Source organism: Nonomuraea sp. CA-141351, from assembly GCF_050944675.1.
Lineage (GTDB): Bacteria > Actinomycetota > Actinomycetes > Streptosporangiales > Streptosporangiaceae > Nonomuraea.
The window spans coordinates 6,901,182-6,928,136 of the sequence record NZ_CP191982.1 but is presented as its reverse complement, the minus strand read 5'-3'; the positions used below and the strand labels follow the sequence as shown (position 1 = coordinate 6,928,136).

The window sequence follows — 26,955 nt, the reverse complement described above, 5'->3', positions numbered from 1 at the left end:
CGACGGTAGATTCCGATGGTGCTGTGGGGGCGGGAGCGGGAACAGGCGAAGATCGAGGCGCTGATCGCGCAGGCCGGGGGCGGCCGGAGCGGGAGCCTGATCCTGCGAGGCGAGCCCGGGATCGGCAAGTCCGCGCTCCTCGACCACGCCGCCCGGTCGTCGGAGGGCATGCGACAGCTGCGCGGCACCGGCATCGAGACCGAGGCCGAGCTGCCCTTCGCGGCGCTCCACCTGCTGCTCCGCCCGGCCCTCGACCGGATCGGCAGGCTCCCCGCGCCGCAAGCCAGGGCGCTGGAGGGGGCGTTCGGCCTGGCCGCCGCCCCTGAGGACCGCTTCCTCATCGGCCTGGCCGCCCTGTCGCTGCTCACCGAGCTGGCCGAGGACGGCCCGCTGCTCTGCCTGGTCGACGACGCCCAGTGGATGGACCGGTCGTCGGCCGAGGCGCTGCTGTTCGCGGCCAGGCGGCTGCACTCGGAGGGGATCGCGCTGCTGTTCGCGGCCAGGGACGGGTTCCACGCGCCCGGGGTGCCCGAGTTACGGCTCCAAGGCCTCGACCGGCCGGCCGCCGGCGACCTGCTGCACGAGCACACGCCCGGGCTGGGCCCCGCCGTACGGGAGAGGATCCTCGCCGCGAGCGGCGGAAACCCGCTCGCTCTGATCGAGCTGCCCCGGCTGCCCGATTCGCTCCAGCACGCACAGGAACCGCTGCCGCTGCCGCGCCGGATCCAGGAGGCATACGAGGCGCGGATCGCCGTCCTGCCGCCGGACAGCCAGACGATGCTGCTGGTCGCGGCCCTCGACGACGCCGGGGATCTCGACGTCGTCGTGCGCGCGGCCGGAAAGCTGGGGGTCGATGCCGCCGCCCTGGGCCCGGCCGAACGCGCCGGGTTCCTGTCCATCGCCGGCGGATGCCTGTCCTTCGGCCACCCCCTGATGCGTACGGCGGCGGCGCGGCGGGCGGCCTACGACGAGCGCCTGGCCGTGCACGGCGCCCTCGCCGGGGCGCTCGACGACGAGCAGGACGCCGACCGCCGCGCCTGGCACCTGGCCGCCACCGTGACCGGCCGCGACGAGCCGATCGCCGCCGCGCTCGAACAGGCGGCGGGCCGCGCCCGCGAACGCGCGGGCCACGCCGCGGCCGCCGCTGCCATGGAGCGGGCGGCCCGCCTTACCCCTCAGCCTGCCGAACGTGCCCGGCGGCTGGCCCTGGCAGCCGAGGCCGCAGCGGACGCCGGCGCCCTGGAGCACGCGCAGGTCCTGGCCGATCAGACGCGGCGGCTCGCCGACGACCCGCTGACCCTCGCCCGGCTCGCGGGCCTGCGCGGCCGGATCGCGTTCGACCGGGGCGCCGTGCATGACGCCCACCGGATCCTCCTCGACGGGGCCGCCTCCGTCGCGGATCTGGACCGGAAGGGTGCGGCACTCATCCTGCTCGACGCGGTGCGCAACGCGTGGTACCTCAGCGATCCGGCGGCCGTCGCCGAGTCCGCGGCGCGGCTCGCCGGCCTGCCGCTGACGCCGGAGGACGGGCTGGACGGGTTCGTCCGGGCGGCCCGCGCGATGGCCGACTTCCTGGCCGGCGACCTGGACCGGGCGCTCCCGCCGTTTCGCGAGCTCATCGCCGTGGCCGGGGCGATTCCCTCCGGCATGTCGGCCCTCAGGATCAGTATCTGCTCGCTGGCCGGGATATCGGGCGACTTCGACAACGGGCTCGGCATCGCGCAGTCGGTGATCGAGGAATGCCGGGCCGACGGCATGATCGGGCTGCTGCCGCTCGCCCAGGCGGTGCTGGCGATCCACCAGATGTACCTCGGGCGCTTCCGCGACGCCGTCATGACCGCGACCGAGGGACGCCTGCTCGCCACCGACATCGGCCAGACGCACCGCGTCGCGCACTTCGAGAGCGTCTTGGCCATGGTGGCCGCCGTCCAGGGGCGGGAACAGGACTGCCGCGAGCTCGCCGAGCGTACGATCGCGCACGTCACCGCCCATCCGGTGGCGACGATCGTGGGCTGGGCCGAGTGGGCGCTCGGCCTGCTGGATCTCGGCCAAGGCCGCTTCGAGGCCGCGCTGGAACGCTTCGACGCCGCCGCACGCGGGCCGCTCCGGCACCAGATCATGCCCATCTACTTCGTTCCCGACCAGATCGAGGCCGCCGTACGGCTGGGCCGGCCCGCCCGCGCCGCACAACCGCTCGCCCGCTTCGAGTCCTGGGCCACGGCCGCCCGCCATCCGTGGGCGGACGCCGTACTGCACCGCTGCCGTGCCCTCCTCGCCCACGACGACGAGGCGGAACGGCATTGGGAGCAGGCCGCACGGTCACACGCCGACGCGAACCGACCGTACGAACGGGCCCGCACCGACCTGCTCTACGGCGAGTGGCTGCGCCGCGCCCGCCGGAAGAACGACTCCCGCACCCGCCTGCGCTCCGCGCTGGAGACCTTCGAACGCGTCGGCGCCCGCCCATGGGCCGAGCGGACCCGCGCCGAGCTGCGCGCGGCGGGTGAGACCCTGGCCCAGGGCGCCCCCGACCTGGTCGCCTCGCTCTCACCCCAGGAACTGCAGGTGGTACGCCTGGCCGCCACGGGGGCCACCAACCGGGAGGTCGCCGCCCAGCTCTTCCTCAGCCCCAAGACCGTCAGCCACCATCTGTACCGCGCCTTCCCCAAACTCGGCGTCACCACCCGCACCGAACTCGCCCGCCTCGACCTGGGCTGAACGGAGCCTCGGCCCGCGCGACATCGCCGCGCGGTGCCCCTGCTCTCACCGGCTACCAGCGCCGCGATCTGGCGGGCGACGTCCGCTGCCGCGCCCCACTCGCCGACGAAGCAGGCGGCCGGCTGCTCCAGCCAATGCCCGCCCCAGGACGTGTGTGGATCGTGGCCGTGACGGACGACTCGGCGACGAAAGTCAGGTACTTCCTCGCGCGCGAGGAAGTACCTGACCGCGGGCGCCACCCCGGCCCTACGAGTTCACGTGGGCGGCTGTCCAGCAGTCCACCGCGCCGGGCTTGCCGCACCCCTTCAGCGCATCGAGGACCTTGCTGAGGTCGGCGGTTCTGGCGTTGCCGGGGTCGTTGGACTCCTCGCGAGGATCGGTGACGGTGTTGTAGTACTCGGGCTTCGGATCGCCCTTGTACTCGACATAGAGCTCACCCGCGGTGCGCACGGCATTGTAGGTGGGCGGACGGGAGTTGCCCTTCTTGAGGGCGTCCGCGTCGGGGTCGGGCTGGCCAGGCGCGTTGGGGGTCGGCTTGACGTGCTCGATCAGCGCCGCATCGCGCCAGCCGGCGACCTTCTGGCCCTGGATGAGGGGCAGCAGGCTGCGACCGTCGCGGCTGTCGCGCGTCGCCTGGTCGACGCCGGCCATGTCGAGGAAGGTCGCGAACAGGTCCACGTTCTGGGCGATGGCGTTGGTCACGAGGTCGCCGTGCTGCCCCGCGGCCGGCCGCCTGACGATGAGCGGCACCCGTACGTCCTGGTCGTAGGCGGTGGCCTTGCCGCGCACCAGGCGGTGCTGCCCAAGGTGGAAGCCGTTGTCGCTGGTGAACACGACGTACGTGTTCTGCTTCTCCTGCTCGGTCAACGCGGACAGGACGCGGGCCACCATGTCGTCGATCGACTGCACCATACGGATCCGGTCGCGGAAGTCCTCGCGGAGCTGCTCGACGATCTTCGGGCCGATCGGCGCCCGCCGTACCCAGGAGGGCTTGTCGGCGGTGTCCTCGTTGAACGTGGGCAGGGCGGTTACGTCGATGCTGTCGCAGTCGACGCCGCCGCAGTCGCCGTGGGGGAACTCCCCGCCAGGGAACCGGTCCTTCGGCCGGTCGCGTTCCGCGGGCGGAAAGCGCGGCTCCGTGTCACCGGGCTTGACGTTGACCCTGTTGTGCGGCGAGAAGGGCGAGACCTGCAGGAAGAACGGCTCGCCGGGGGCGTACTTGCGGGACCGCTCGATGAAGCCCACTGCCCGCTGCCCCAGCTCGTCCACCAGGTACGTGCCCCCAGAGGGATCGGTCGGCCGCTTGCCGCCCGATTCCTCCTTGATGTAGCGGGTGAGCCGGTACTTGTACTCGTTGTATCCACCGGCCGCGGTCACATGCCACTCGTCCCAGCCGACCGGCACCTTGTAGCCGTGGCCGGCGGGATACTCGTTGATGTACTTGCCCAGGTAGCCCGTACGGTATCCGGCTTGATGGAGGGAGACGGCGTACGTCCTGCCCTCGTGCTTCTGGAACGCCTGATAACCGCCGTGGTCGTAGCCCTGGTTGGTCCGCACGCCGGTGTTGTGGGGGAACTGGCCGGTGAACATGGTGGCCCGGGACGGGCAGCAGAGCGAGTCGGCCACGTAGTAGTCGGTGAACGAGGTGCCGTCGTGGGCGAGGCTCTTGACCGTGTCCATGTACTGGAGCAGCTCGGCTGACATGTCGTCGACCAGGAAGAAGATGATGTTCGGCCGCTTGGGCTGGGCCACGGTGCCGGCGGCCGCCTGGGACGCCATGGTCAAGGCGAGGACGACGGCTACCACCAGCGCCAAGCTTTTCCTGATATTTCCGGACATCGCCATGACAGCCTCTTCGGCGCAGATAGGAGGTTGGGAGTGCCGATGCACAGTAATTCAGGACAAATCACCCAAGCAACTCAAAGCATCACAAGGAGGTGTATATCACCCCATGGATGCCTCGACGTGGCCGTGGGTCTGGGCGTGGACGAGGCGGGCGTAGCGGCCGCGCAGGGCGAGCAGTTCGGTGTGGGTGCCGCGTTCGGCAATGTGGCCGTCCTCCACCACGAGGATGAGGTCGGCATCGCGTACGGTGCTGAGCCGGTGGGCGATGACGATCCTGGTCTGGGTCAGCCAGGCCAGGTTCTCCTCGATGGCGGCCTCCGTGGCGCTGTCGAGATGGCTCGTGGCCTCGTCGAGCAGGAGGATCTTCGGGCTGGACAGCAGCGCGCGGGCCAGGGCCAGGCGTTGCCGCTGGCCACCGGACAGGCCGCCGCCTTCCACGAGCATGGTGTCGTACCCCATGGGCATGGCGACGATCTCGTCGTGCACGCACGCCAGCCGGGCCGCCTGGACGATCCGATCGAGCGGAGCCCCGGGGTCGTTGAGTGCGATGTTCTCCTTGATCGTGCCGGTGAAAAGGGACGGTTCCTGGGTGACCACGCCGAACTGGCGGCGTAGCGAGCGCAGGTTGAGCTCCGGCACGGGGACGCCGTCGTAGCGGATCTCGCCCTCGGTCGGCTGGTGCAGGGCGAGCAGCAGCCTGGCCAAGGTGCTTTTGCCCGATCCCGACGGGCCGACCAGCGCCACCTTCTGCCCGGCCCGTACCGACAATGACACGTCGCGCAGCGTCCACGGCCCGCGCGGATCGTGACGGAAGCTCACGCCACGCAGGTCGATCGACCCGCGCAGCCGCAGCACCTCGATGCCGTCCGCGGGCTCGGGCTCGGCGGTGAGGATGTCGGACAGCCGGTCGAAGTGAGCGCCCGCCTGCTGGAGGCTCTGCAGGTTGCCGATCAGCGAGCCCAGTGGGCCGAGCGCGGCGACCGCGACGGCGTTGAGCGCCAGTAGTGTGCCCAGGCTCAAAGAGCCGTCGAGCACCCGCCAGGCGCCCGCCCACAGCAGGGCGAGCGGGGCGAGGTATCGGATGGCGCCCAGACCCGCCTCCACCACCCCTTGGACGAGGCCGCCGCGCACGTCCGCGTCCAGTTGCACGGTGAACTGGTCCGACCACCGCCGCATCACCTGAGGTTCCGCGCCCGACGCCTTCAAGGTCTCGATGCCGCCGATGGCCTCGAGCAACCGGTCCTGGGTGGCCGCCAGGGCCGACATCTCGCGCGCGGTGAGGTCGCGTACCTTTCTCGACGTGCTCAGCAGCAGGCCCGCCTGCAACACCGCGAGCGCCGCCACGCAGCCGCCGAACAGCGGATCGCGCGCGAAGACCAGAGCCAGATAGACCACCGCCAGCGGCCCATCCAGCAGCGACGACAGGATCTGCCCGGTGAGCATGTCGCGCAGCGACGAGACGCTGTGCGCCCGCATCGCCAGATCGCCCCTGCCTCGCGCCGCGAAATACCGGAAGGGCAACGCGATGAGATGCGAAACCAGACCTCTGGTGACCTCGCCGTCCATGCGAGCTCGCAGGGTGACCAGCAACGCCGCCCGCAGATACCCGATGACGAACTGTGTCAGCGCCGCCGCGACGACCAGCACGCCGAGAAGCGTGAGCAGCGAGGCGTCGCCGCCGCCCGGCAGGACGCGGTCGACCACCACCTGAGAGGCCCCGGCCAGCCCGAGCCCGAGAGCCTGGAGCAGGAACGACGCCAGCAGCACCTGGGCCAGCAGGCCCTTCCTGCGGGCCAGCAGCACTCGCAGGAAGTCGCGCCGCCACGCGCCCGACGGATTCGACCGCCTGCGCCGGAACCCCGGCCCCGGCTCGAACGCCAGCAGCACCCCCGTGAAACCGTCATCGAACTCCGCGGCCGTCAGCCGCCGCCGCCCCTGTGCGGGGTCCACGATGTCGGCGCGATCGGGCCCCCACCGCTCGACCACGACGAAGTGCTGGAAGTCCCAGTGGACGACGGCCGGAAGCGGCACCCTGGCAAGGTCGGACGGCTCCAGCGAGAACGCCCGTGCGTGCAGGCCGTGCTCGCGGGCGGCTGTGACGATGTCGAGCGCGCTCAAGCCGTCCCTGCCGACCTGGAGCGCGCCGGCGATCTCCGGTATGGAGGTGCGGCGGCCGTGGAAGGAGAGGATCATGGCCAGGCAGGCGGCCCCGCACTCGGCTGCGCCGCTCTGCAGGAGCAGCTGGACTCGCCGCCTCATATGCCGCCCCGCAGCAGCAACCACGTCAGTACGCAGATTGCCAGCGCCAGCGCGGCCACCGCCGCCCACAGCAACGCGAACGTCCGGCTGTGAACGTCCAGCGGCTCCGGCGGGGCCGGCGGCGGGGCGGCGCGGCGGCGCAGCGGCTCCCGACGGAAGACCCGCCCGTTCACCGGGCGCTCGTCCTTGCCGTGGTGCCCCAGAACCATTCGACCCTCGCGGTACGGCGCCGCTCCTGCAGCCACTCCTCGAAGATTCGCTGCTCCACGCGTCTGCGAGCCGACGCGTCCAGTTCGGCGGAGCTGACGGAGATCACCCTGATCAGCTCATCGCCGGGCGCCGGCTTCTGGAGGTCGGTGAGCGGCACCTCCTCGATCACCAGCCTCGCTTCCCCCGACTCGGCCAGGGTGTAGAAAACGTCAAGCGCCTCCGCGGACTCGGCGAGTCTCCCGGCCGCGCGGTGGGCCGCTGCGGCGTCCGGAAACGTCAGCCGGGCGATCCTGGCTGTGCCGAACTCGTCGCGATGCTCGTCGAAATACCGCTCCACCCGCCCCTCGGTCACCCGGCGGCGGATGTGCTCGGCCGCGGCCTCACCCGCCACGAGCTCTTCCAGGTCGCGCGTGGTCATCGAGCGCCGCTCCATCCACTCGCCGGTCTGCGCCGCGGTCAGCAGGCCGCGGGCGCGGCGGAAGGCGTCCACCGCCTCCTGCAGCTCGCCCTCGGCGAACTCGACCGGCGACTCCTGCAGGTCCTGTTGCAGCAGGGCAGAAGAGATCAGGCGGTCCATCAGCCCGGTCTCCTCCCACAGGAAGTCCAAGCGGGCCACGACTTCCGAGATCAGCACGGTGACGCCGTTGACGCGCAGGAACGCCAGCTCCCCGGCGCGGTGCACGCTGCGCAGCGGCCACGGCAACGCCCGGTCGGGGCACCAGGACAGCGAGACCGTGCCCTCGCCCGGCGTGGTGATCAGCAGGTCGTAGTGCAGCGAGCCGTCGTACTCCTCCCGCTGCCACAGCAGCCGGAACCGCGTATGGGGATGGCGTTCCCGCAGGTCCTTCAGCCGCTCCTGGGCCTCCGTCGGCTCCAGGTCCGCCACGGCGCGCAGGGTGCCGAGCGCCTCACGCAGCATGGCCCCGCCCCTCTCCGGAGGTTCCGTGCATGAGCAGGTCGCAGATGGCCGCGCTGATGGGCAGGCCCGTGGCGTTCTCGATCCACAACCACTGGCCGCTCGGGTTGATCTCCAGAAAGACGTAGCGATCGTCCGGGGTGAGGATCAGATCGATCGCCCCGTACGTCAGCCCGAGCCGTACGACAAGCTCGACGCATCGCGCGGCGACGTCGGGCGGCAGGTCGTGCACCGCGTGCCGGGTGGCCGCCAGGTCGTAGCGGCGCCAGTCGTGGCGGGCGTGGTTGTTCTCCTGCGAGTGGATCTCGGCGGCGAACACCGTGCGGCCGACGACGGTGACGCGCAGCTCGACGCGTTTGGCGACGTACTCCTGCACGATGACCGGCGCGAAGCGGATCGCGTCGGCGTGGCCCACGTCCCGTGTGGAGACCGGTTCCGACATGCGGCTCACCGCCTCGCCGTCGGCGCGCAGCGCCTTGGGGTCGTTGAGCGGCTTGGTGATGATCTGGCCGCTGTGCCGGTTGTAGAAGTCCAGGAACGTGCCGGGGTCGTGGGTGATCAGGGTGTCGGGCAGTTCGAAGCCGAGCCGGCCGGCCAGGGCGAGCTGGGAGGTCTTGCGCTGGGCGCGGCGGATGGACTCGCGCGGCGCGGGCACGTACCGGCAGCCGAGCTGGTCCCACAGGTCAGCGGCGAACGCGGCGCATTCCCGCTCGACGCACGCGCGGACGGCCGGTTCGATGATCTCGGGGTGCGCGGCGGGCGGCCTGGGGCGGCGGAACCACACGGCGGTCAGGGTGTCGAGGTCCACGTGGGCCTCGCCAGTCTGGAGCGTACGCCGTACCCGCCTGCCGTAGGCCGCCTCGATGCGGGCCCGCGAGGGGTAGTCGGCGGGGTCGAAGAGCACTGCCCGCGCGCCCCGATCGGCGAGGAGCCCGGCCACCTGATGGGCGTGCGTGTCGTCGTCGCAGGTCAGGATGAGGATTTCAGCTGACATATCGCGTTTTCTCCTGAGAAAGCCCGCGGGGCGCCGGACGGCGCCCCGCGGTGATATCGACTACGCGTCCGACATGTCGTCCCGGTCCGGGTACTCGCCCATCCCGATGACGATGACCCAGCTGGTCCGGTCGAACTTCGCGCCCCCGTTGACGAGGCGCAGGTCGCCCTCGTTCAGCTCGGGCCCGGCGGCCGCGATGTCGTCGATCTTGATCTTGGACACGGTGTTTCCTTTCGACGTCCCCGTAGGTGGCCGCCCGGACGGGCAACCGGAGAGAACGCTAGGAATCACCACTTGACGGACACTTCGCGAAATCTTGGATCGGACTTGCGATCCCCGCCCAAGCCGAACGTGCCCTTCACAAGTCGCGCCCAAGTCGCGCGCAATTCACCTGACAAGGCGCCGTACTGGGTGATCTGCACGTAGCGTCAAGAGCCTTTCGGGATCTACGATGTGCCCGTGCTCATCGAGGTTCCAAGACGGGACTTATCCGGCTTCCCGTTGGATCGGTCCAGGATCGTCCGGTGATCCGCATCGGGGTGCTCGGTCCCATTCAGGCCGCCGTCGACGGCTCCGCCGTCCCGCTTCGCGGAGCGCGGCAGCGCGCCATCGTCGGCCGGCTCGTGGCGGCCAGGGGAGACGTGGTCTCCGTCGACCGGCTCATCGACGACCTGTGGCAGGGCGAACCGCCGCCCCAGGCCATCGCGGCACTCCAGTCGTACATCTCCAACCTGCGCCGGGCGCTCGAGCCCGACCGGCCGCCGCGTGCCCCGGCCCGCGTCCTGGTCAGCGCCGCCCCCGGCTACGCGATCCGGCTGACCGACGACGCGGTGGACGCCTGGCGGTTCGAGCGGCTCGTCCGCGAGGCCCGCGAGCACCACCACGACAAGCCGGCCCACGCGAGGACCCTGCTGGAGGAGGCCCTCGCCCTGTGGCGCGGGGACGCGTACGCCGAGATGGCCCACGAGGAGTGGGCCGTCGCCGAGGCGGCCAGGCTGGAGGAGCTGAAGCTCGGCGCCGGCGAGCTCCTGGTGGCCACGATGCTCAGATCCGCCCCGATCGCCGACGCCGTGCCCGCGGCCGAGGTGCTGACGCGGCGGCAGCCGCTGCGCGAGGAGGGCTGGCGGCTGCTCGCGCTGGCCCTGTGGGGCGGCAACCGGCAGGCCGACGCGCTGAGCGCGCTGCGCAGAGCCCGCGGCACGCTGATCGACGAGCTCGGGCTCGATCCAGGACCGGCCCTGGTGGAGCTGGAGGAGGCCATACTCCAGCAGCGCATGGACGTGCTGCACGCCTCCGTGGCCCGCCACGACACCGGCGCGGCGCCCGTACGGGCGATGCCCGAGATCGCCCCGCAGCGGTCGCTGTTCGTGGGGCGGGCCGCCGAGCTGGCCGCGCTCACCCGCGCCGCGGACGAGGCGCTCGTGGGCACCCCGAGAATCGCCCTGGTCGCCGGGGAGCCGGGGGCCGGCAAGACGGCGCTGCTCACCCAGCTGCACGACCGTCTGGAGCCCGGCCAATGGCTCGTGACCGTGGGCCGCTGCCCGGAGACCGAGGGCGCGCCCCCGGCCTGGGCGTGGCTGGAGGCGCTGCGGCCGCTGGCGCGCATGTTCCCTCCCGGCGAGCATGAGACGGCGCTGTCGCCGCTGCTCGGGGAGGGTTCGCTGGCCGGCGACGATGCCTCGGCGGGGCGGTTCCGGCTGCATCGGGCGGTCTGCTCGTGGCTGCGTACGATCCCGCGGGGCAGGTCGCGGCAGGCGCTGGCGATCGTCCTCGACGACCTGCACCGAGCGGACACCGAGACCCTCGCCCTGCTCGGCGCGGTCGCCGACAACCTGGGTGACGCGCGCGTCCTGCTCATCGCCGCCTTCCGGCCCGCCGAGATCATCGAGACGCAGCAGGAGGACGTGCTGGCCGCGCTCGCCCGGCACGTCCCGCTGCGGCTGCACCTGGACGGGCTGCCCGTGGCCGACGTCGAGCGGCTGGTCACGTACGTGTGCGGCAGGACCGTCGATCCCGGCACCGTCGCGTCGCTGGCCGAACGCACCGGCGGAAACCCGTTCTACGTGTGGGAGAGCGCCCGGCTGCTGGCCAGCGAGGGCAGCCTGTCCCTGGTGCCGGAGGGCGTGCGTGACGTGCTCCGCCGCCGCCTCGCCAGGCTTCCCGCGGCGGCGGTGAGCGTGTTGCGGCTGGCCGCGGTGGTCGGCAGGGAGGCAGAGGTCGAGGTCCTGATCAACGCCGCCGACGGCGACGAGGACGAGGTGCTCGACGCGCTGGAGGCGGGGGAGCTGTCCGGGCTGCTGACCGAGCCGTCGCCGGGACGCGTCCGGTTCGTGCACGCGCTCGTGCGCGACACCCTCTACAAGGACCTTCCCCAGGTACGGCGGACGCGCATGCACGCCCGCATAGCCGAGTCGCTGCGGGCGCTGCATCCCGGCGATGCGACCGCGCTCGCGCACCACTACGCCAGGGCGGCGACCTCGGCCACGGCCGCGCACGCGGTGGACTACTCGGTCCGCGCCGCCGAGCTCGCCACCCGCAGGTACGCCCACGACACCGCGGTGGAGCTGCTCGACCAGGCGCTGGACTGCTTCGAGCGGGTCGCCGACGCCGGCGGCCGCGACGCCCGCCGGGTGGAGCTGCTGGGAGAGCTGCTGCGGGCGCAGGTACGCGCGGGCGCCGTGGTCGCCGCCCGCGACACCCGGGAACGGGCCGTCCAGGTCGCCAGGGAGTCAGGGCGCGACGAGCTGCTGATCGCCGCGTTCACGTCGTGGACCGAGGCCACGCCCTGGCAGATCCGCCCGTATGGGGTGGTGGACACGCCCACGGTGGAGTTGCTGTCGCGGCTGCTCCGACGCGGCGACCTCGATCCGGTCACCCGCTGCCGGCTGCTCGACGCGTTCTGCGGCGAGCTGGCGGGCGAAGGGGACCCGCGTAGCCTGGCGGCCGCCCGCGAGGTCGCCGACCTGGCCCGTGACCTGGACGATCCCGCGATGACCGCGCTGGGGCTGGCACTGCTGATCAAGGAGGCCGACTACGAGCGCGAGGCGCACGTCCGCGGCCCGCTGGCCGGGCAGCTGGCAGCGCTGTCGGAGGAGCACGACCTCATCGCCTACCGGTGGTTCGCCGAGTGGACCCTGACCACGGTGGCGGGCGCGGTGGGGGACACGGGCGCGCTGCGGGCCCACATCGACCGGGGCATGGAGATCGCGCGTGCGTACCAGATGCCCGAGGCCCTGACGGTCGGGCTGTGCGGGCACGCGATGCTCGCGCACATCGCCGGGCGCCTCGACGAGGCCGAGCGCCTGTACGGCGAGGTCCACGAGAAGATGGTCAGGGACGGCTCCATCCACGCCGGCATCGTCCACGGCCTCGCGCTCATCGCCATCCGCATCAGCCAGGGCCGGATCGGCGAGCACGAGCCCGCGGTGCGGCGGCTGTACGAGGCCGGTGGGCCCCTCCTCGCCGACGTGCTGGCCCTGTCCCTGGCCGCCGCCGGGCGGCCGGACGAGGCGAGAGCCGTGCGCCGCGACCTGCCGCCGCTGCGCCAGGACTTCTACCACTCCGTCTTCGCGACGCTACGCGCGATGGCCGTTGTCGCGCTGGGCGCGCGTGAGGAGGCCGAGGGCCTGGTGGAGGCCCTGCTCCCCATCCGCGACGTGGTGCCGGGGGCCGCCACCCACTCCCTCGCGCTGCGCCCGGTGGCGCACACGCTGGGCGAGCTGGCCCTCCTCCTGGGCCGCCGGGACGAGGCCGTCGAGCACTTCGAGCACGCGGTGGAGATCGCCCGCCGCTGGGGATCGCCGCTCTGGGAACGCGACGCCCTCCGCGGCGTGTAGCAGCTCACTCCGGTTCGTTGTCCGCCGAGCCTCCAACGGTGAAGCGGGTGGTGACCCCCTCGTACATCAGGTGGGTGACGAGCCCCTCGGAGGCGTGGGGCAGGTTGTGGCAGTGGTCCATCCAGACGCCGGGGTTGTCGGCGACGAACGCGATCTCGTACGACTCGTCGGCCCCGACCTCGAGGGAGTCCACCCACCAGGGGCTGCCGGTGGCCGGCACGCCGTCGCGGCTGAGCACCACCGCGTGGTGGCCGTGCAGGTGCATGGGATGGCCCTCACCGCTGTGGTTGGAGATGCGCATCCGCACCACGTCACCCTCGGCCACGTGGAACATGGGCACGTCGGGGTAGAGGTGGCCGTTGATCGTCCACCACACCCCCGGGACCCCGTCGAGGAAGCCGGGGCGGCGCCCCACGTCGTACTCGAACCGCCGGTCGGGCTTGCCGGGGTCGAACGCGAGCGGCGCACGGGTGCCGTACGTGAGCAGGTCGAGCGTCGCCGCCGGTCGCGGCACCGCAGGCGCGTCGTACGACCTCGAGCCGAGCACGACGCCGGCGGGGCCGCCGAGGTGGATCCGGACCGGGGAGCCGTCCTCGGGCATGGTCACCTCGATGTCGGCGCGTCCTCCGGCGGCGACCGCGAGGGCCTTGCCCGTCACCGGCGCGGGCCCGTTGATCTCCGTGCCGTCGACGGCCACCAGCCGGTACGGCGTGCCGCTGACCCAGGCCGGCATGACGCCGTACTCGGTGTTGATCACCCGTACCCGCGCCCGCGCGCCGGGCGCCGCCTCGACGTGCACGTCGCCCTCGCGCCCGTTGACGGTGCGGACCCCGTTGTACAGGTGCACCAGCGCCACGGCGTCGGTGACCTCGCCCTTGCGTGATCCCGGCTCGACCACCAGCGCCCCGAGCAGCCCCCCTCGGACCTGCTCGTGTGACATCTGGTGAGAGTGGTACCAGAAGGTGCCCGCACGATCCGCGATGAACCGGTAGGTGAACTCCTTGCCGACGCCGACCGCGTCCTGCGTGACCCCGGCGACCCCGTCCTCGGCGTTGGGCACGTCGACGCCGTGCCAGTGCAGCGTGATGCCCCCCGGCACCGACTCGTTGATCAGCCGCACCTGCACCAGCTGGCCCTCGGTGGCCTTGATGACGGGGCCGGGGGACTGGCCGTTGAGCGTGTAACCGTCGAACTCGCGGCCGGAGGACAGCCGGAAGCGCTGCTTGCGGGCGACCAGGCTCACCGAGACGTCGGCCTGGCGGCCGGCGTCGGCGGTCAGTCGCGTCACGTCGCGCCCGGCCGCCGGTCCATGGCCTGCATGGGCCGAGGCTCCTCCTGCCGAATGCGCTTCGTGCTGGGAGGAGCCGTGCGGTCCGCCCCCGTAGTCGGCGTACCCCATGTCCATGACCGAGTACGCCTCCGGCAGCAGGCTGTCCTGCCAGAGCCAGATCAGCGGCCCGAGTACGGCCACCGTCGCGGCGCACGCGACGATGAGACGGACGCGGCCGCCCGGGGGATGGCGAAGCATGAGACGCGCCGTCAGCCGTTGGCCACGGGGTGCACGGCGACGGGCGCGCTCACGGCCGCACCACGACGTGCCGCGTAGATCGCCGAGCCGAACAGCAGCAGCGCGTTGATGCCGTGCACGGCGCCCACCAGCGGGATGTCGTGGCCGAAGAGGCCGAAGGTGACCTGCAGGACGACCAGCAGGAGCACCAGCCCGGCCGCCTTCACGGCTCCGGGGACCTTCGCCCAGAACGAGGAGATCAGCAGGAGCAGCGCGAGGGCAGGGATGACGAACATCCCGTTCATGCCGTGGATGATGATGCCCAGGAACTCGGGGAACGGCGCTGCCCCGCTCTCGACGAGCGTCTTGTCGGCCACGCCGCCCCCGTCGATCCACTTGCCGAGTCCGGCGTCAAACCAGACCACCATCGACGCCTGCACGGCCACCTCGATCGCGACCAGATAGGCCAGGACCTTGTAGACCTGTTTCATTGAGCCCCTCCCCTTGCGAAGTCCGGCCATCGAGGACCGGTGTTCTCAAGGTAGGGAGCGCGAGTTGCAGGGGAATGGTGGACGACTTGTTACGGACTTGGTGGACCGCGGAGGTTGCTAGGCCACCACCGCGCCGGAGCCGGGCAGCCCGGCCTGGTCGGGCACCACCCGGGGCAGCCCGCGTAGCCATGCCCGCAGGTCAGCGGGCCACCACCGCCCCGCCGTCAGCCGCCCCAGCTCCTCGGCGACGGCTCCCGCCGAGGCGTGCACCGGCACGACCCGTACGGGCGCGGCTCCGCCCAGCACCCCGAGCCACCAGTGCCGCCACGTCTCCGTCATCCCGTCGGGGTCCAGCACCAGGTAGTAGTCGGGCAGCACCAGCCGGTCGGCGCGCAGCTCGCCCAGCGCGGCCTCGATGGCCACCTCCAGGGCGCCGGTCACTCCCGTGCCGTCGAAGTACGCCGTCCACGCCGTGGCCACATCGGCCAGCGGATCGGCGTCGTGCACGACGTACGTCGCCGCCGACCGCCCCGCGATCTCCATCACCTCGGCCGGCCGGCGCTCTCCCCGTGGGATCGCCCGCACGTTGTGCAGCCCGTCCAGCCCGGCGACCACATCCGCGGCCCCGTCTCCCGCCACCACGACCACCGTACTGCTCAATCGCCGCATATCGGGCAGTTTACTGTCGGCTCGCCCGGCATGGCGGGGCCTCGCATCCTGGGCATCGCCCAAGTGGCCCTGCTCATAAGACCGGTTTGCCTTGACGTCAGCGTCAAGGTTCTACGATCCGGTCCGCCCCTCCGGAACGAGCTGAAGGAAACAGCGGATGAAGTTCGGCGTCAGCTACAGCACGCCCCATTTCGGGGTCGACCCCGACAAGATCGTGGCCTTCGCCCGGCTCGCGGAGGAATGCGGCTTCGAGTCGCTCTACCTGCCCGAGCACATCGTGCTGTATCCAGGCGCCGCGGTGGGGCCGTACGAGTTGCCGCCCACGCTGCCCTACGTCGATCCGCTCGACTGCCTGAGCTTCGTCGCCGCGGCCACGGAACGGATCCTCCTCGGCACCGGCGTGCTGCTGTTGCCGTACCACCATCCGGTGATCCTCGCCAAGCGCCTGGCCACCATCGACGTGCTGTCCAGGGGCAGGATGCGGCTGCTGACCGCAGGGCTGGGCGCCCTGCCCGGCGAGGCCCGGGCGATGGGGGTCGACTTCGCCACCCGCGGCCGCCGCGCCGACGAGGCGATCGACGTGCTGCGCCTGCTGTGGGGCGGTGGCGAGGAGGGCGTCAGCTTCGACGGAGAGTTCTTCTCCTTCGAGAACCTGGTCAGCTTCCCCAAGCCCTACCAGATCGCACAGCTGCCCATCCACATCGGAGGATCGAGCCGGGCGGCCGCGCGCCGGGCCGGCAGGCGCGGCGACGGCTACTTCCCCGGCGGCGCGCTGGACGCGCGGGAGCGGGCCGTTCAGTGGGAGCTCGCTCGCTCAGGCGCGACGGAGGCCGGCCGCGACCCGGACGCGCTGGAATACACCCGCTTCGCCTCCATCGACATGCCCGTCGAACGGATCGAGGAGTTCGCCGCCCAAGGGGTCACCCGCGTCGTCGTCAACACCGCCGCCACCGAGCCGGACCAGCAGCGCGAGGAACTGTCCGCGTTCGCCAAGAGATTCGGCCTGCCCCAGTAGTACGATCCGCGCTTCGGAGGTCTCATGTCGCACGCAGTATCTGACGTGGAGCTGGCACGTTCGCTGGAGGGCGGGTTCGTCAGCAGCCATGCCGACGTCAACGGGATCCGCCTGCACCATGTGGCCGGCGGCCGGGGTGAGCCGCTGGTCCTGCTGGGCGGGTGGCCGCAGACCTGGTGGGAGTTCCACAAGATCATGCCGCCGCTGGCGGAGCGTTTCCGGGTGATCGCGGTTGATCTGCGGGGGATGGGCGGCTCGGACAAGCCCGCCTCCGGCTATGACAAGAAGACCATGGCGGGCGACATCCACGCGTTGATGCGCCATCTCGGCCATGACGCCGTCAACATAGCCGGGCACGACATCGGCGGAATGGTCGCCTACGCCTTCGCGGCGAACCATCCCGCGAGTACGCGGCGGATCGCGCTGCTGGACATCGCTCACCCTGACGACCGTTTCTACGGCCACTCCCTGCTGCCGCGCCCCGGGCGCCAGCAGATCGACGGCGACATCCACGCGGGTCCGGGGCGTTTCCTGTGGTGGTTCGCGTTCAACCAGGTTCCCGGCCTGCCCGAACGGCTGCTCGCAGGCCGGTCACGCCATCTGATCGACTGGATGTGCGACTACTTGATCGAAGATCCCAGCGCTGTCAGCGACCGCGACCGGGACATCTACGCTCACGCGTACTCCACCGCGGACGCGATCCGGGCCGGCAACGCCTGGTACCGGGCCTTCGGGCAGGACATCGCCGACGAGAAGACGTACGGTCCGGTGACCGCGCCGATCCTGGCCCTGGGAGGCGGGGAGGGAGGCTATCGGCTGCTGCGGCAGGTGCTCACCGGCAAGGGGACCGACGTCGAGGTGGTCGAAGTGCCCGGCAGCGGCCACTACATCCCCGAGGAACAACCGGACACGGTCGTCAAGCATCTGACGCGATTCTTCGCCTGACACGGTGGCCGGAGCCGATCGTACGGGGCATTTGACCTGGAGTGCGCTCCAGCAGGCAGGGTGTTCTCATGCACAACGTCCTGACAACGCGCGCCATCGGAAACCGCCAGGTGGGAGCCATCGGGCTCGGTGCCATGCCCATGTCGGTGGCCGGGCACATGCCCGACGAAACCCAGTCGATCCGTACGATTCTCGCGGCCCTGGACGCCGGCGTGACCCTGATCGACTCGGCCGACGCCTACACGCCCTCGCACGACGACGTCGGTCACAACGAGCGCCTGGTGGCACGCGCCCTGGCGCTGTGGGCCGGCGACGCCGACACGGTGCTCGTCGCGACCAAGGGCGGACACACCCGTACGCCCTCCGGCTGGGACCTCGACGGCCGCCCCTCGTACCTCAAGCAGGCCTGCGACCGTTCCCTGAAGGCCCTCGGCGTGGACAGCATCGGCCTCTACCAGCACCACCGGCCCGACCCGCGGGTGCCCTACGAGGAGACCATGGGCGCGCTCAAGGACCTGCACGACGCCGGCAAGATCCAGATGGCCGGCATCTCGAACGCCAACCCGGCCCAGATCAGGCTCGCCCACGACATCCTCGGCCACCGCCTGGTCAGCGTCCAGAACGAGTACTCCCCGCGCTTCCGCACCAGCGAGCCCGAGATCGACGTCTGCGCCGAGCTCGGCCTCGCCTTTCTCCCCTGGTCTCCGCTGGGCGGCGTCGGCCGTGCCGGGGAGCTGAGTCAGCAGAACGCGGCCTTCACCGAGATCGCCGAGGCGCGCGGCGTGTCTCCGCAGCAGGTCTGCCTCGCCTGGGAACTGGCCCGCAGCCCTGTGGTGATCCCCATTCCAGGCGCCAGCCGCCCGGAGACCATCCTCGACTCCGTCGCGGCCGTCGGCCTGGAACTCAGCGAGGAGGAACTGGCGCGCCTCGGCTGACCCGGCGGTGCGGGTCGAGGTCATGCGTAGTGCTTGAGCGGCACCACGTCCTCGGCCACCTCCGCCGGGGGCTCGGTGGGCGGCTGGAGGAACCAGCGGGCGGCGGTCCGGCCGTGCAGCTGGTTGCGTTCGACGTAGTCGCGTAGCCGCCGCTCGTACGCGGCGAAGGCGGTGGCGTGGCCGGGGGCCTCGGCCAGCTCGCCCGCCAGCACGTACGCGCCGATCAGCGCCTGGGAGGTGCCGCGGCCGGAGGTGGGGGCGGCACAGTAGGCGGCGTCGCCCAGCAGCGCGATCCGGCCGGTCGACCAGGAGTCCATCACCACTTGGCCGGAGGAGTCGAAGAAGAAGTCCTCGGCCTCGTGCATCGCCTCGAGCAGCCGGGGCACCTCCCAGCCCGCGCCCGCGAAGTGCTTGACCACCAGCTCCTCCTGCTGCCGGCGGTCGCGCCGGTCGTAGTCCAGGTGGTCGGCCCCGAACGACAGGCCGACCCGTAGCTCTGTGTTGCCGCGGGCGGGGAAGGCCAGCGCGTTGCGGCCGGTGGTGTTGTGCATCAGGCCCGTGCGGTCGAGGCCGAGGATGTTGGGAACGGTGAACAGCGCGCCGTAGATGCCCAGGTGACGGACATAGCGGGACTCGGGGCCGAAGGCGAGCCTGCGCACGGTCGAGTGCAGTCCGTCCGCGCCGATCACCAGGTCGAAGGTACGGGGCTCGTTGCGCTCGAAGGCCACGCGGACGGCGGAGTCGTCCTGGTCGAGCGCGGTGATCGTGTCGTCGAACAGGTACTCGGTGGTGTCGCGGGTGGCCTCGTACAGGATGGCCGTCACGTCGGACTTGAGCACCTCCAGGTCACCGGAGATGGCGGTGGCCGGCAGCTCGGCCAGGGCGGCGCCGGCGTCGTCGACCAGCGTCATCCCGGTCATCCCGGTCTCGTGCCGGCGCATCTCCTCCAGCAGGCCCATCCGCTCCAGCACCTGCAGGGCGGAGCCACGGAAGTCGATGGCGGCGCCGCCGCCGCGCATGGCGGGCGCCCGCTCCACGATCGTCGGCCGGTGGCCGTGGCGGTGCAGCCAGTAGGCCAGGGCGGGGCCGGCGACGCTGCCGCCGGAGATCAGGATCCGCATGGGGGTTTCCCTTCCGTAGGTCGAGGCCGTCACCGTACGACAGATTTGCGCGTACGCGCAAGACGTCTGTCTCATGCGTACGTGCTACGCTTGCCCGCCATGGGAAACCGTGAGGATCTGCTGGCCGGGGCGCGGCGCTGCCTGGAGGAGAAGGGGTGGGCGCGCACGACCGTCCGCGACATCTCGGCGGCGGCCGGGGTCAGCATGGCCGCGATCGGCTACCACTTCGGCTCGCGCGAGGCGCTGCTCAACGCGGCGCTGGTGGAGGCGATGCGGGAGTGGGGCGAGGAGATCGGGGCGGCGATGGCGGCCGTGGACTCGTCGGGTGCCGCACCCGCCGAGCGCTTCGAGGCGCTCTGGGAGCAGCTCATCGCCTCGATCGGCGAGCACCGTACGCTGTGGCTGGCCAACCTGGAGGCCATGGTGCAGGCCGAGCACTCGCCGGAGCTGCGTGACCAGCTCGTCGCCGGGCAGCGCGAGGGCCGCCGCGGCATGGCCGCCCACCTGGTGGGCGGGGACGAGGCGGACATACCCGAGCGCGAGGTGCGCACTGTCGGCTCGGTGCACCTCGCGCTGCTGCTGGGGGTGATGGCGCAATGGCTCAACGACCCGGAACACTCCCCGACGGGGGCGGAGGTCCTGGCGGGCCTGCGCACGCTGGCGTCCCAGTTCGGTGCGCCCGGCGCCTGATTCGAGAGATGGGGCCGTGATTTCACCAGACCCTTGCGCCGGCTACTGAACCGAATAAGCTGCGGCCATGATTCTTGATCGAATCCTGATTTATCCGCTCAAATCGGGAGGAAGTCACTCGCTGTCGGAGGCGACCGTCCACCCTTGGGGCCTGGACGGGGACCGGCGGTGGGCGGTCGTCGACGAGCACGGTGACAACCTGTGGCTGGGCGAGTTCCCGCGCCTGGCTTCCGTCACCGCGCACCCCACTCCCGGGGGTGGCCTGCGGCTCACGGCACGAGAGATGGAGCAGGTGACCGTGCCGCCCGCCACCGGCGAGGCGACGCCGGTCGGCTTCTCCGGGCTGGACAAGGCGGTGCTCGCCGATGGGGCGGCGCACGCCTGGTTCACCGAGCTGCTGGGACGCCCGGCCAGGCTGGTCTGGCTGGACGACCCCGGGCGGAGGTCGATCGATCCGGCGCATGGCGGATTGCCGGGCGAGGTGGTGAGTTTCGCGTGGGACGCGCCGCTCCTGCTCGTTTCGGAGTCGTCCGCAGGTGTCCTGGACGGGTGGCTGGCCGAGGAGGCGGCCACGCGAGGTGAGGATGCGCCCGGGCGGTTGTCGCGGTTGCGGTTCCGTCCCAATGTGATCGTCGAGGGTGCGGAGGCGTTCGCGGAGGACGGCTGGCGCGAGGTCCGGATCGGTACGGTTCCCTTCCGCGTCTCAGAGCTCTGCGACCGTTGCGCGGTGACCACGATCGATCCGGAGACCCAGGTGAAGGGCAAGGAACCGCTGCGAACGCTGGCCAGGCACCGCAAGTGGGACGGCAAGACCTGGTTCGGGGTCCGCCTGGTGCCCCGCGAGCCCGGCCGGATCCGGGTGGGGGATCCGGTCACCGCCCGCTGAGCGGCGAAACATGCGGCGCCGGCGGTCAGCTCTCGCCCTCGAACAGGCTGGTCACCGAGCCCTCCCGGAACACCTCGCCGATGGCGCGGGCCAGCAACGGAGCGATGGACAGCACGACCAGCTTGCCGGAGGGAAAACGCTCCGGAGTGGGCAGCGTGTCGGTGATGACGAGCTGGGCCAGGTCGGCTTTCTCCAGCCGCTCGACCGCGTCGCCGGAGAGCACCCCGTGGGTGGCGGCCGCGATGACCTGGGTGGCGCCCCGGCTGGTGAGCGCCTCGGTGGCCCGTACCACGGTGCCGCCGGTGTCGATCATGTCATCGATGATCACGCAGGTGCGCCCCGCCACCTCGCCGACCACCTCGTGCACGCTCACCTCGTTGGGCCGTTCGGCGTTCCGGCGCTTGTGGATGATCGCCAGCGGGCAGCCGAGCCGGTCGGTCCACTTCTCCGCCACGCGGACCCGGCCCGCGTCCGGCGCCACCACGGTCAGCCGCTCCGTGTCCACGTGCCGGGTGACGTGCTCGGCGAGCAAGGGAAGCGCGTGCAGGTGGTCGACGGGGCCGTCGAAGAACCCCTGGATCTGTGCCGTGTGCAGATCGACGGTCATGAGCCTGTCGGCCCCGGCGGTGGCGAACAGGTCCGCCATCAGCCGGGCCGAGATCGGCTCGCGGCCGCCGTGCTTCTTGTCCTGGCGGGCGTACCCGAAGAACGGTGTCACCACGGTGATGCGCCGCGCGGAGGCGCGCTTGAGCGCGTCGACCATGATGAGCTGCTCCATGATCCGGGAGTTGATCGGGCTCGCGTGGCACTGGATCACGAACGCGTCCGAGCCGCGAACGGACTCGGCGAACCGGACATAGATCTCGCCGTTGGCGAAATCGCGCAGCACGGTCGGGGTGATCTCGGTCCGCAGTTCCTTGGCGACCGCGTGGGCGAGCTCGGGGTACGCGCGGCCGGAGAAGAGCATCAGCTTCTTCTCTCCGGCTTGCTTGATTCCTGTCACGACCCCTCCCCGGATCGCCGGGAACGGTGGTGGGCGAGCATGATGTCCGTCACGATGAGCGCGATCACGACGCCGATGGCCGCCGTGAGCACGGGAATCCCGGCGGACAGGCTCAGGACCACCAGCCCGGCCGCGATGATCAGCGCGATCGAGCCCAGCATGATGTGCACCGCCTCGGCCGGAGTCTCGCTCGCCGTCGGCGTCTCTGTGCGCGAACGCCTGCCGGGCCACCAGTGCCCGGCGCGTCCACCCGGAGACATGTCCCCCTCGCTGGTTACCCGCTCATCGCGGGCTGTTTCTGTTCCTCGATGTACGACTTCAGCCGCAGCAGGTCATCCTTGAGCCTGGTTCCCGGGTCGGCACCCAGCAGCCGGGCGATCGCGTGGCCCGCGGCGCCCGCCACGGGGTTGTAGGTCAGCTGCACCTGCACCCGTGTCTTGCCGCCTTGCTCGGGCGCCAGCCGCACCTCCCCGGTGTGGGCGATCAGCTGGCCCTCGAGGGACTTCCACGTGATGTGGCTGCCCTCCTGCCGGCCAGTCTCCACGGCGTCGAAGCGGACCGCCCGCCCTATGGGGCCGCGGATCTCCCAGTGCGACCGCCTGCCATCGGGGGATCGCCGGACCTCGCGGACGTCGGGCATGATCCTCGCGAAGATGGAGTAATCGCTCACCAGTGGCCAGATGCGCTCAGGAGGCGCCGCGATCGAGACGGCGCGGGTCACGTCGACGGCGCGGCGGCCGGCGTTGATGCCCGTCAGCCGGCGCAGCGGCAGGTTGGTGGCGGCGCGGGCGCCGAGCACGAGCCCCGCGCCACGCAGCGGCCAGGAGATGGCTCGCGGGAACCGGCGGGCGAAGATCCACAGGGCGGCGGCGCCCGTGCCGGCCAGGAAACGGGCCGACGGAGCCCAGTGCTGCTGGAACAGCTCAGGGACGGGCGACCGGACGCGGGACGTGCCCTGGAACCGCGGCACCTCCGACGCGTCGCGGTGGACGCGCCACCTGGCGTCGACGGACTTGATCCCGGGGATGCGGCGAACCCCCCGCACCGCGCGCCGGTCCTCGCCGCTGAGCACGTCGCCGTCCAGCCGCGCCACTCCCTCCTCGACCTTCACTTCCACCGCATGCGGATGGGCCAGGTAGCGGCCGATCTGGGCCCGTACGCGCTCGTACAGGATCCGATCGTCCGCGGAGCGGCCGGCCAGCCGGAAGCGGGTCCCCGCGGCGACGCCACGCGACCGGTTCCTCAGATCGCGGCTCAGCCGGCCGAGTCCGTAGGTCAGCTCATGCGTGGCGTGCGAGGCCTGGTCACGTACCTTCGCCCGGCGACTTCGGCCGCGGTCGGGATCGAACAGGTACTCCACGGCGACGCCCACAGCGGCGCCGACGCCGGCCACGGCCACGATCCTGGCCTGCGGACTGTCTGCCTGTACCGGTGTTTCAGAGTCGTTCCGGCGCGTGCGCATGATCTCCGCACCCCCTTCCTCGCCTACCAGCGCGGCTACCCCAGGCCATGAGCCGCTAACAGCTCGGCGACGGGGTTTGGCGATGCCCTGTCCGGGGTAATCCGGGCAGCCGGATGCGCAGGTCAGAATCCGATAGTTGCCGAGATTTCGGGATAGGGGAGTCAGGGAGGGAGGCGACGACGCGACATGGCACGCACCAACGACGACGTGGCCGCCATGCTGGAGGAGTATGCCGACCTGCTGGCCATCACCGGCGGTGAGGACTTCAAGATCCGCGTCTACCAGAAGGCGGCCCGCTCCATCGGCGCCCACGTGGCGGACATCGCCGGCTACGACGCCGGCGAGCTGCGGCAGATCCCGAATGTGGGGGAGTCGATCGCCAAGAAGGTGGCCGAATATCTGCGCTCCGGCACCTTGACGCAGCTCGAGGAGCTCCGCGGCCGCATCCCCGCGGGGGTCCGCGCGCTGACCCGCATCCCCGCGCTGGGGCCCAAGCGGGCGATGGCGCTGCACCAGCGCCTGGGCGTGGACTCCCCGGAGAGCCTGGAGGCGGCGATCCACGCCGGCGCCCTGCACGGCCTGCCGGGTTTCGGCGCCAAGACCGAGGAGAACCTGCTGCACGGCATCGCCCTGCTGCGCGACGCCGGTGAGCGGGTCCATCTCGGCGTGGCCATGCCGCTGGCCGAGGACATCGTGACGGCGCTCAGGGCGGTGGGGGGCTGCCATCGCTGCGGGTACGCCGGCTCGCTGCGCCGCATGAAGGACACCATCGGCGACATCGACATCCTTGCCACCTCCAACCGGCCGAAGGTGCTCATGTCCGCCTTCGTCGATCTCCCTCAGGTGATCGAGGTGATCGTGCACGGCGACACGAAGACCTCGGTCAGGACCAGCGAGGGGCTGCAGGTGGACCTGCGCGTGGTGCCGCCGGACGCGTGGGGCGCGGCCATGCAGTACTTCACCGGCGCCAAGGCGCACAACATCCGCACCCGCGAGATCGCCGTCCACCGCAAGCTCAAGCTGTCGGAGTACGGCCTGTTCGACGCCGTCACCGATGAGCTGATCGTCTCCAAGACCGAGGAGGAGGTCTACCAGCGGCTCGGCCTGCCGTGGATCCCGCCGACGCTGCGCGAGGACATCGGCGAGATCGAGGCAGCCCTGGCCGGAGAGCTGCCCGATCTGGTCACCGAAGAAGACGTACGCGGCGACCTGCACACCCACACCACGCTCACCGACGGCCACGCCTCGCTGGAGGAGATGCTCGCCGCCGCGGCCGAGCGCGGGTACGCGTACTACGCCGTCACCGACCACGGGCCCAAGCTCTACATGCAGCAGATGACCCTGGACAAAGCCGTCGCGCAACGCGAGCGCGTCCGCGAGCTGGACGGCACGGGCGGGCTCAGGCTGCTGCACGGCATCGAACTGAACATCGACCCGGACGGCGACGTGGACTGGCCGCCCGACGTGCTGGCCGGCTTCGACGTGTGCGTCGCCTCGGTGCACTCCCACTTCGACCTGCCCCAGGACGAGACGACAAGGCGGCTGGTCCGCGCCGCGGAGCACCCATGCGTCAACATCATCGGCCATCCCAGCGCCCGCCTGATCGGCCGCCGCCCGCCGATCGACGCCGACTGGGACCAGGTCTTCCAGGCGTGTGCGCGCTCAGGCACCGCGCTGGAGATCAACGCCTTCCCCGACCGTCTCGACCTGGCCGCCGAGCTCATCCGGCGGGCCCGGCGGTACGGCGTGAAGTTCGCCGTCGACAGCGACTCCCACGCGGTCGGCCACCTGGCCAACCTCCGGTACGGCATCGGCACGGCCCAGCGCGGCTGGCTCACCGCCGCGGACGTGATCAACACCTGGCCGCTGGAGCGGCTCACCACCTTCCTGCGGAAGGAGAAGGCGTTCACGGGGGCAGGCAGAGGCCGCTGACGGTACGCTGTGAGCTGCGCAAACGTCCTCAGCTGACGTCCCGCGGCGCCCGATCCGCGAAGGAAGGCCCCATGAGCAATCACGTCCACGTCCGCGTCAACCACGGCCTGGCCGTCACCGAGGACGGAGACCTGATCGAGGAGTACCGCTGCGGGTGCGGTGCCACCTGGACCCGTGTTCACCAGGCCGACGAGGGCCGTCCGGAAGACTGACCGCCCCTCCGGGGCCGCGTCAGCCGCCACGTACTCGACCCGAGGCCTGACGTCGCCGATATCCGAAGCCTGGCCCGGTGCTCGTCGCGCGCTGATCGTCATCACAGCGGGTCCGGCCAGGACGATGGCGGCGCCGACGTACAGCGGAGCGGTGTAGCCGAGGCCGGCGCTGATGGCCAGGCCGCCGAGCCAGGCCCCCAGCGCGTTCCCGACGTTGGAGGCCGACACGTTGGCGCTGGCAGCGAGCGGGACCCCGTTCGCGTAATCGGTGACGCGGGTGATCATGCCGGGGACGCCGGCGAACCCGAACAAGCCCAGCAGGAAGACCAGGACCACCGATGCGACGGGACTACTGACCAGCAGCCCGAACGCGGTGAGCGTAACGGCGAGGCCGGCCAGGGAGACGATCAGCGTGCGGTCCCGGTTACCGTCCGCGGCCCGCCCGCCGGCCATGTTCCCGATCACCAGGCCGCTGCCGTGCACGACGAGCAGCCAGGCGACTTTCGGCGCTGGTGAAGCCGGTGATCCGGGTGAAGGTGTAGGCGATGTAGCTGAACGCGCCGAACATCCCGCCGTTAACCGAGCGCGGTGGCCGCCAGACCTGCAAGGAGCGGAACGCGCGTAGCTGGACACGCAGCCCGTTCAGGCCGGAAGCCGTGGAGGGATGTTATCCAGGGTCCGAGAAGGCGTCAGGCATGCACGGCAAGTGGGCTCCCGTGGAACATGCCTGACAGGTTATCTGCATCTCCCGGGCTCGATGGCGTGGGCCGACGAAGGAGACCTGCGGCGGCGATCGCCCCGGCCGCGCCCCGGCCCTGTAGGGGTCCCGGACTGGTGAGCTCGCCTGTTCAGCTGTCGTCAGTTCGACGGGGTGGCCACTGACCGGCCCGGTGCTGTAGGTCTGGCCCGGGAAGCGATGAGGGCTTGGAAGATCGCTTCCGTGTGTCACGAATGCAGGAGGAGTGTTATGTAGGCAGACAACCCTGATTGCAATGCTGCGTGGGAGATGAAGGTCATGGCCCTTCGGAGTCGCCCTGCGGGGGGAGATTCCAAACCGCCTCGTGCTGCGTTGGCTGAAGACCGTCGTGGTGAGCGATCGAGGAAAAGGCGCCTGCGAGGCGTCAGGTGGGGACCGGAAAGGCGAGCGCAAGCGAATCGCTGCTGACGTGTCGAAAATCTACAGATGGCATCGAAACCGGGGCGTGGAAGCGGATCCGGGATAAGTCTGGCGGGTGCCCGTTTATTGGCCAGGCGGTGCCCGGCATGGAGGCGACGCGAGTCCGGTCTGCTGCTCCCGCGTGGAACGTGA

The 26,955-nt window shown here is 71.3% G+C and carries 22 protein-coding genes and 1 pseudogene; 9 read left to right on the top strand and 14 right to left on the bottom strand.

Features of this window, described 5'->3' with window-relative positions; all coding sequences use genetic code 11:
* Nucleotides 1-15: 15 nt before the first annotated feature.
* Nucleotides 16-2,718, top strand: coding sequence for an ATP-binding protein (locus ACQPWU_RS32845; protein ID WP_433428585.1), 2,703 nt, complete (start codon nucleotides 16-18; stop codon nucleotides 2,716-2,718).
* A gap of 246 nt (nucleotides 2,719-2,964) precedes the next feature.
* Here the strand turns inward: ACQPWU_RS32845 and ACQPWU_RS32840 are convergent, their stop codons facing one another.
* The 6 genes from ACQPWU_RS32840 to ACQPWU_RS32815 form a co-directional block, all read right to left on the bottom strand.
* Nucleotides 2,965-4,524: a sulfatase family protein gene (locus ACQPWU_RS32840; protein WP_433445346.1), complete on the bottom strand. Its 1,560-nt coding sequence runs from the start codon at nucleotides 4,522-4,524 to the stop codon at nucleotides 2,965-2,967.
* Between the two features lie 138 nt (nucleotides 4,525-4,662).
* A complete protein-coding gene (locus ACQPWU_RS32835; RefSeq protein ID WP_433428582.1) occupies nucleotides 4,663-6,822 on the bottom strand; it encodes a peptidase domain-containing ABC transporter in 2,160 nt (719 codons plus the stop codon).
* Nucleotides 6,819-6,995 (bottom strand): hypothetical protein, encoded by a 177-nt coding sequence (locus ACQPWU_RS32830; RefSeq protein ID WP_433428580.1) that lies wholly within the window; start codon nucleotides 6,993-6,995, stop codon nucleotides 6,819-6,821. The genes ACQPWU_RS32835 and ACQPWU_RS32830 overlap by 4 nt, the downstream gene beginning before the upstream one ends.
* Entirely contained in the window at nucleotides 6,992-7,951 is a 960-nt protein-coding gene (locus tag ACQPWU_RS32825) for a TIGR04500 family putative peptide maturation system protein (protein WP_433428577.1), read from the bottom strand. Before ACQPWU_RS32825 ends, ACQPWU_RS32830 begins: the two co-directional genes overlap by 4 nt.
* On the bottom strand, nucleotides 7,941-8,942 hold the full coding sequence (locus ACQPWU_RS32820) for an MvdC/MvdD family ATP grasp protein (RefSeq protein ID WP_433428574.1): 1,002 nt from the start codon (nucleotides 8,940-8,942) through the stop codon (nucleotides 7,941-7,943). The genes ACQPWU_RS32825 and ACQPWU_RS32820 overlap by 11 nt, the downstream gene beginning before the upstream one ends.
* Nucleotides 8,943-9,002: 60 nt before the next feature.
* Nucleotides 9,003-9,164 (bottom strand): hypothetical protein, encoded by a 162-nt coding sequence (locus ACQPWU_RS32815; protein WP_433428571.1) that lies wholly within the window; start codon nucleotides 9,162-9,164, stop codon nucleotides 9,003-9,005.
* A gap of 302 nt (nucleotides 9,165-9,466) precedes the next feature.
* Between ACQPWU_RS32815 and ACQPWU_RS32810 the strand changes: the two genes are divergently transcribed.
* Nucleotides 9,467-12,778 (top strand): BTAD domain-containing putative transcriptional regulator, encoded by a 3,312-nt coding sequence (locus ACQPWU_RS32810; RefSeq protein WP_433428569.1) that lies wholly within the window; start codon nucleotides 9,467-9,469, stop codon nucleotides 12,776-12,778.
* Nucleotides 12,779-12,782: 4 nt separating this feature from the next.
* Here the strand turns inward: ACQPWU_RS32810 and ACQPWU_RS32805 are convergent, their stop codons facing one another.
* The 3 genes from ACQPWU_RS32805 to ACQPWU_RS32795 form a co-directional block, all read right to left on the bottom strand.
* The gene (locus ACQPWU_RS32805) at nucleotides 12,783-14,306 is read right to left on the bottom strand and encodes a multicopper oxidase family protein (RefSeq protein ID WP_433428566.1); all 1,524 of its coding nucleotides are present in this window, start codon (nucleotides 14,304-14,306) and stop codon (nucleotides 12,783-12,785) included.
* 11 nt (nucleotides 14,307-14,317) lie between these two features.
* Nucleotides 14,318-14,776 (bottom strand): hypothetical protein, encoded by a 459-nt coding sequence (locus tag ACQPWU_RS32800; protein ID WP_433428564.1) that lies wholly within the window; start codon nucleotides 14,774-14,776, stop codon nucleotides 14,318-14,320.
* 117 nt (nucleotides 14,777-14,893) lie between these two features.
* Nucleotides 14,894-15,445, bottom strand: coding sequence for a hypothetical protein (locus ACQPWU_RS32795; RefSeq protein WP_433428561.1), 552 nt, complete (start codon nucleotides 15,443-15,445; stop codon nucleotides 14,894-14,896).
* Nucleotides 15,446-15,602: 157 nt separating this feature from the next.
* Between ACQPWU_RS32795 and ACQPWU_RS32790 the strand changes: the two genes are divergently transcribed.
* From ACQPWU_RS32790 to ACQPWU_RS32780, 3 genes are all read left to right on the top strand, one after another.
* The gene (locus ACQPWU_RS32790) at nucleotides 15,603-16,460 is read left to right on the top strand and encodes a TIGR03619 family F420-dependent LLM class oxidoreductase (protein ID WP_433428558.1); all 858 of its coding nucleotides are present in this window, start codon (nucleotides 15,603-15,605) and stop codon (nucleotides 16,458-16,460) included.
* A 24-nt stretch (nucleotides 16,461-16,484) separates the two neighbouring features.
* Nucleotides 16,485-17,405 (top strand): alpha/beta fold hydrolase, encoded by a 921-nt coding sequence (locus ACQPWU_RS32785; protein ID WP_433428555.1) that lies wholly within the window; start codon nucleotides 16,485-16,487, stop codon nucleotides 17,403-17,405.
* 68 nt (nucleotides 17,406-17,473) lie between these two features.
* Nucleotides 17,474-18,340 (top strand): aldo/keto reductase, encoded by an 867-nt coding sequence (locus ACQPWU_RS32780; RefSeq protein WP_433428552.1) that lies wholly within the window; start codon nucleotides 17,474-17,476, stop codon nucleotides 18,338-18,340.
* 20 nt (nucleotides 18,341-18,360) lie between these two features.
* Here the strand turns inward: ACQPWU_RS32780 and ACQPWU_RS32775 are convergent, their stop codons facing one another.
* Complete coding sequence (locus tag ACQPWU_RS32775; RefSeq protein WP_433428549.1) at nucleotides 18,361-19,461, bottom strand: FAD-dependent monooxygenase; 1,101 nt, start codon at nucleotides 19,459-19,461, stop codon at nucleotides 18,361-18,363.
* Nucleotides 19,462-19,560: 99 nt separating this feature from the next.
* On the opposite strand from ACQPWU_RS32775, the gene ACQPWU_RS32770 reads away from it, so the two are divergent.
* On the top strand, nucleotides 19,561-20,151 hold the full coding sequence (locus ACQPWU_RS32770) for a TetR/AcrR family transcriptional regulator (RefSeq protein ID WP_433428546.1): 591 nt from the start codon (nucleotides 19,561-19,563) through the stop codon (nucleotides 20,149-20,151).
* Nucleotides 20,152-20,218: 67 nt separating this feature from the next.
* A complete protein-coding gene (locus ACQPWU_RS32765) occupies nucleotides 20,219-21,037 on the top strand; it encodes an MOSC domain-containing protein (RefSeq protein ID WP_433428543.1) in 819 nt (272 codons plus the stop codon).
* 25 nt (nucleotides 21,038-21,062) lie between these two features.
* Here ACQPWU_RS32765 and ACQPWU_RS32760 read toward each other — a convergent pair whose 3' ends face one another.
* The 3 genes from ACQPWU_RS32760 to ACQPWU_RS32750 are packed head-to-tail and all read right to left on the bottom strand — an operon-like array spanning nucleotide 21,063 to nucleotide 23,502.
* Nucleotides 21,063-22,040, bottom strand: coding sequence for a ribose-phosphate diphosphokinase (locus tag ACQPWU_RS32760; protein ID WP_433428541.1), 978 nt, complete (start codon nucleotides 22,038-22,040; stop codon nucleotides 21,063-21,065).
* Nucleotides 22,037-22,300, bottom strand: a complete 264-nt coding sequence (locus ACQPWU_RS32755) for a hypothetical protein (RefSeq protein WP_433428538.1) — start codon at nucleotides 22,298-22,300, stop codon at nucleotides 22,037-22,039. The genes ACQPWU_RS32760 and ACQPWU_RS32755 overlap by 4 nt, the downstream gene beginning before the upstream one ends.
* A 14-nt stretch (nucleotides 22,301-22,314) precedes the next feature.
* A complete protein-coding gene (locus ACQPWU_RS32750; protein ID WP_433428536.1) occupies nucleotides 22,315-23,502 on the bottom strand; it encodes an SRPBCC family protein in 1,188 nt (395 codons plus the stop codon).
* Between the two features lie 186 nt (nucleotides 23,503-23,688).
* Between ACQPWU_RS32750 and polX the strand changes: the two genes are divergently transcribed.
* Nucleotides 23,689-25,434 carry a DNA polymerase/3'-5' exonuclease PolX gene (gene polX, locus ACQPWU_RS32745; RefSeq protein ID WP_433428534.1) on the top strand — a complete coding sequence of 582 codons (1,746 nt, stop codon included), beginning with the start codon at nucleotides 23,689-23,691 and terminating at the stop codon, nucleotides 25,432-25,434.
* A gap of 71 nt (nucleotides 25,435-25,505) precedes the next feature.
* On the top strand, nucleotides 25,506-25,646 hold the full coding sequence (locus ACQPWU_RS32740) for a hypothetical protein (RefSeq protein WP_433428531.1): 141 nt from the start codon (nucleotides 25,506-25,508) through the stop codon (nucleotides 25,644-25,646).
* Between the two features lie 78 nt (nucleotides 25,647-25,724).
* Here ACQPWU_RS32740 and ACQPWU_RS32735 read toward each other — a convergent pair.
* Nucleotides 25,725-26,279: pseudogene (locus ACQPWU_RS32735) on the bottom strand (MFS transporter); the annotation flags it as partial.
* Between the last annotated feature and the right edge of the window lie 676 nt (nucleotides 26,280-26,955).

Coding starts and splice junctions, on each gene's coding strand:
- ACQPWU_RS32845 (WP_433428585.1), top strand. CDS start 16: ATGGTGCTGTGGGGGCGGGAGCGGGAACAGGCGAAGATCGAGGCGCTG.
- ACQPWU_RS32835 (WP_433428582.1), bottom strand. CDS start 6,822: ATGAGGCGGCGAGTCCAGCTGCTCCTGCAGAGCGGCGCAGCCGAGTGC.
- ACQPWU_RS32825 (WP_433428577.1), bottom strand. CDS start 7,951: ATGCTGCGTGAGGCGCTCGGCACCCTGCGCGCCGTGGCGGACCTGGAG.
- ACQPWU_RS32820 (WP_433428574.1), bottom strand. CDS start 8,942: ATGTCAGCTGAAATCCTCATCCTGACCTGCGACGACGACACGCACGCC.
- ACQPWU_RS32805 (WP_433428566.1), bottom strand. CDS start 14,306: ATGCTTCGCCATCCCCCGGGCGGCCGCGTCCGTCTCATCGTCGCGTGC.
- ACQPWU_RS32800 (WP_433428564.1), bottom strand. CDS start 14,776: ATGAAACAGGTCTACAAGGTCCTGGCCTATCTGGTCGCGATCGAGGTG.
- ACQPWU_RS32795 (WP_433428561.1), bottom strand. CDS start 15,445: ATGCGGCGATTGAGCAGTACGGTGGTCGTGGTGGCGGGAGACGGGGCC.
- ACQPWU_RS32790 (WP_433428558.1), top strand. CDS start 15,603: ATGAAGTTCGGCGTCAGCTACAGCACGCCCCATTTCGGGGTCGACCCC.
- ACQPWU_RS32785 (WP_433428555.1), top strand. CDS start 16,485: ATGTCGCACGCAGTATCTGACGTGGAGCTGGCACGTTCGCTGGAGGGC.
- ACQPWU_RS32780 (WP_433428552.1), top strand. CDS start 17,474: ATGCACAACGTCCTGACAACGCGCGCCATCGGAAACCGCCAGGTGGGA.
- ACQPWU_RS32775 (WP_433428549.1), bottom strand. CDS start 19,461: ATGCGGATCCTGATCTCCGGCGGCAGCGTCGCCGGCCCCGCCCTGGCC.
- ACQPWU_RS32770 (WP_433428546.1), top strand. CDS start 19,561: ATGGGAAACCGTGAGGATCTGCTGGCCGGGGCGCGGCGCTGCCTGGAG.
- ACQPWU_RS32765 (WP_433428543.1), top strand. CDS start 20,219: ATGATTCTTGATCGAATCCTGATTTATCCGCTCAAATCGGGAGGAAGT.
- ACQPWU_RS32755 (WP_433428538.1), bottom strand. CDS start 22,300: ATGTCTCCGGGTGGACGCGCCGGGCACTGGTGGCCCGGCAGGCGTTCG.
- ACQPWU_RS32750 (WP_433428536.1), bottom strand. CDS start 23,502: ATGCGCACGCGCCGGAACGACTCTGAAACACCGGTACAGGCAGACAGT.
- polX (WP_433428534.1), top strand. CDS start 23,689: ATGGCACGCACCAACGACGACGTGGCCGCCATGCTGGAGGAGTATGCC.
- ACQPWU_RS32740 (WP_433428531.1), top strand. CDS start 25,506: ATGAGCAATCACGTCCACGTCCGCGTCAACCACGGCCTGGCCGTCACC.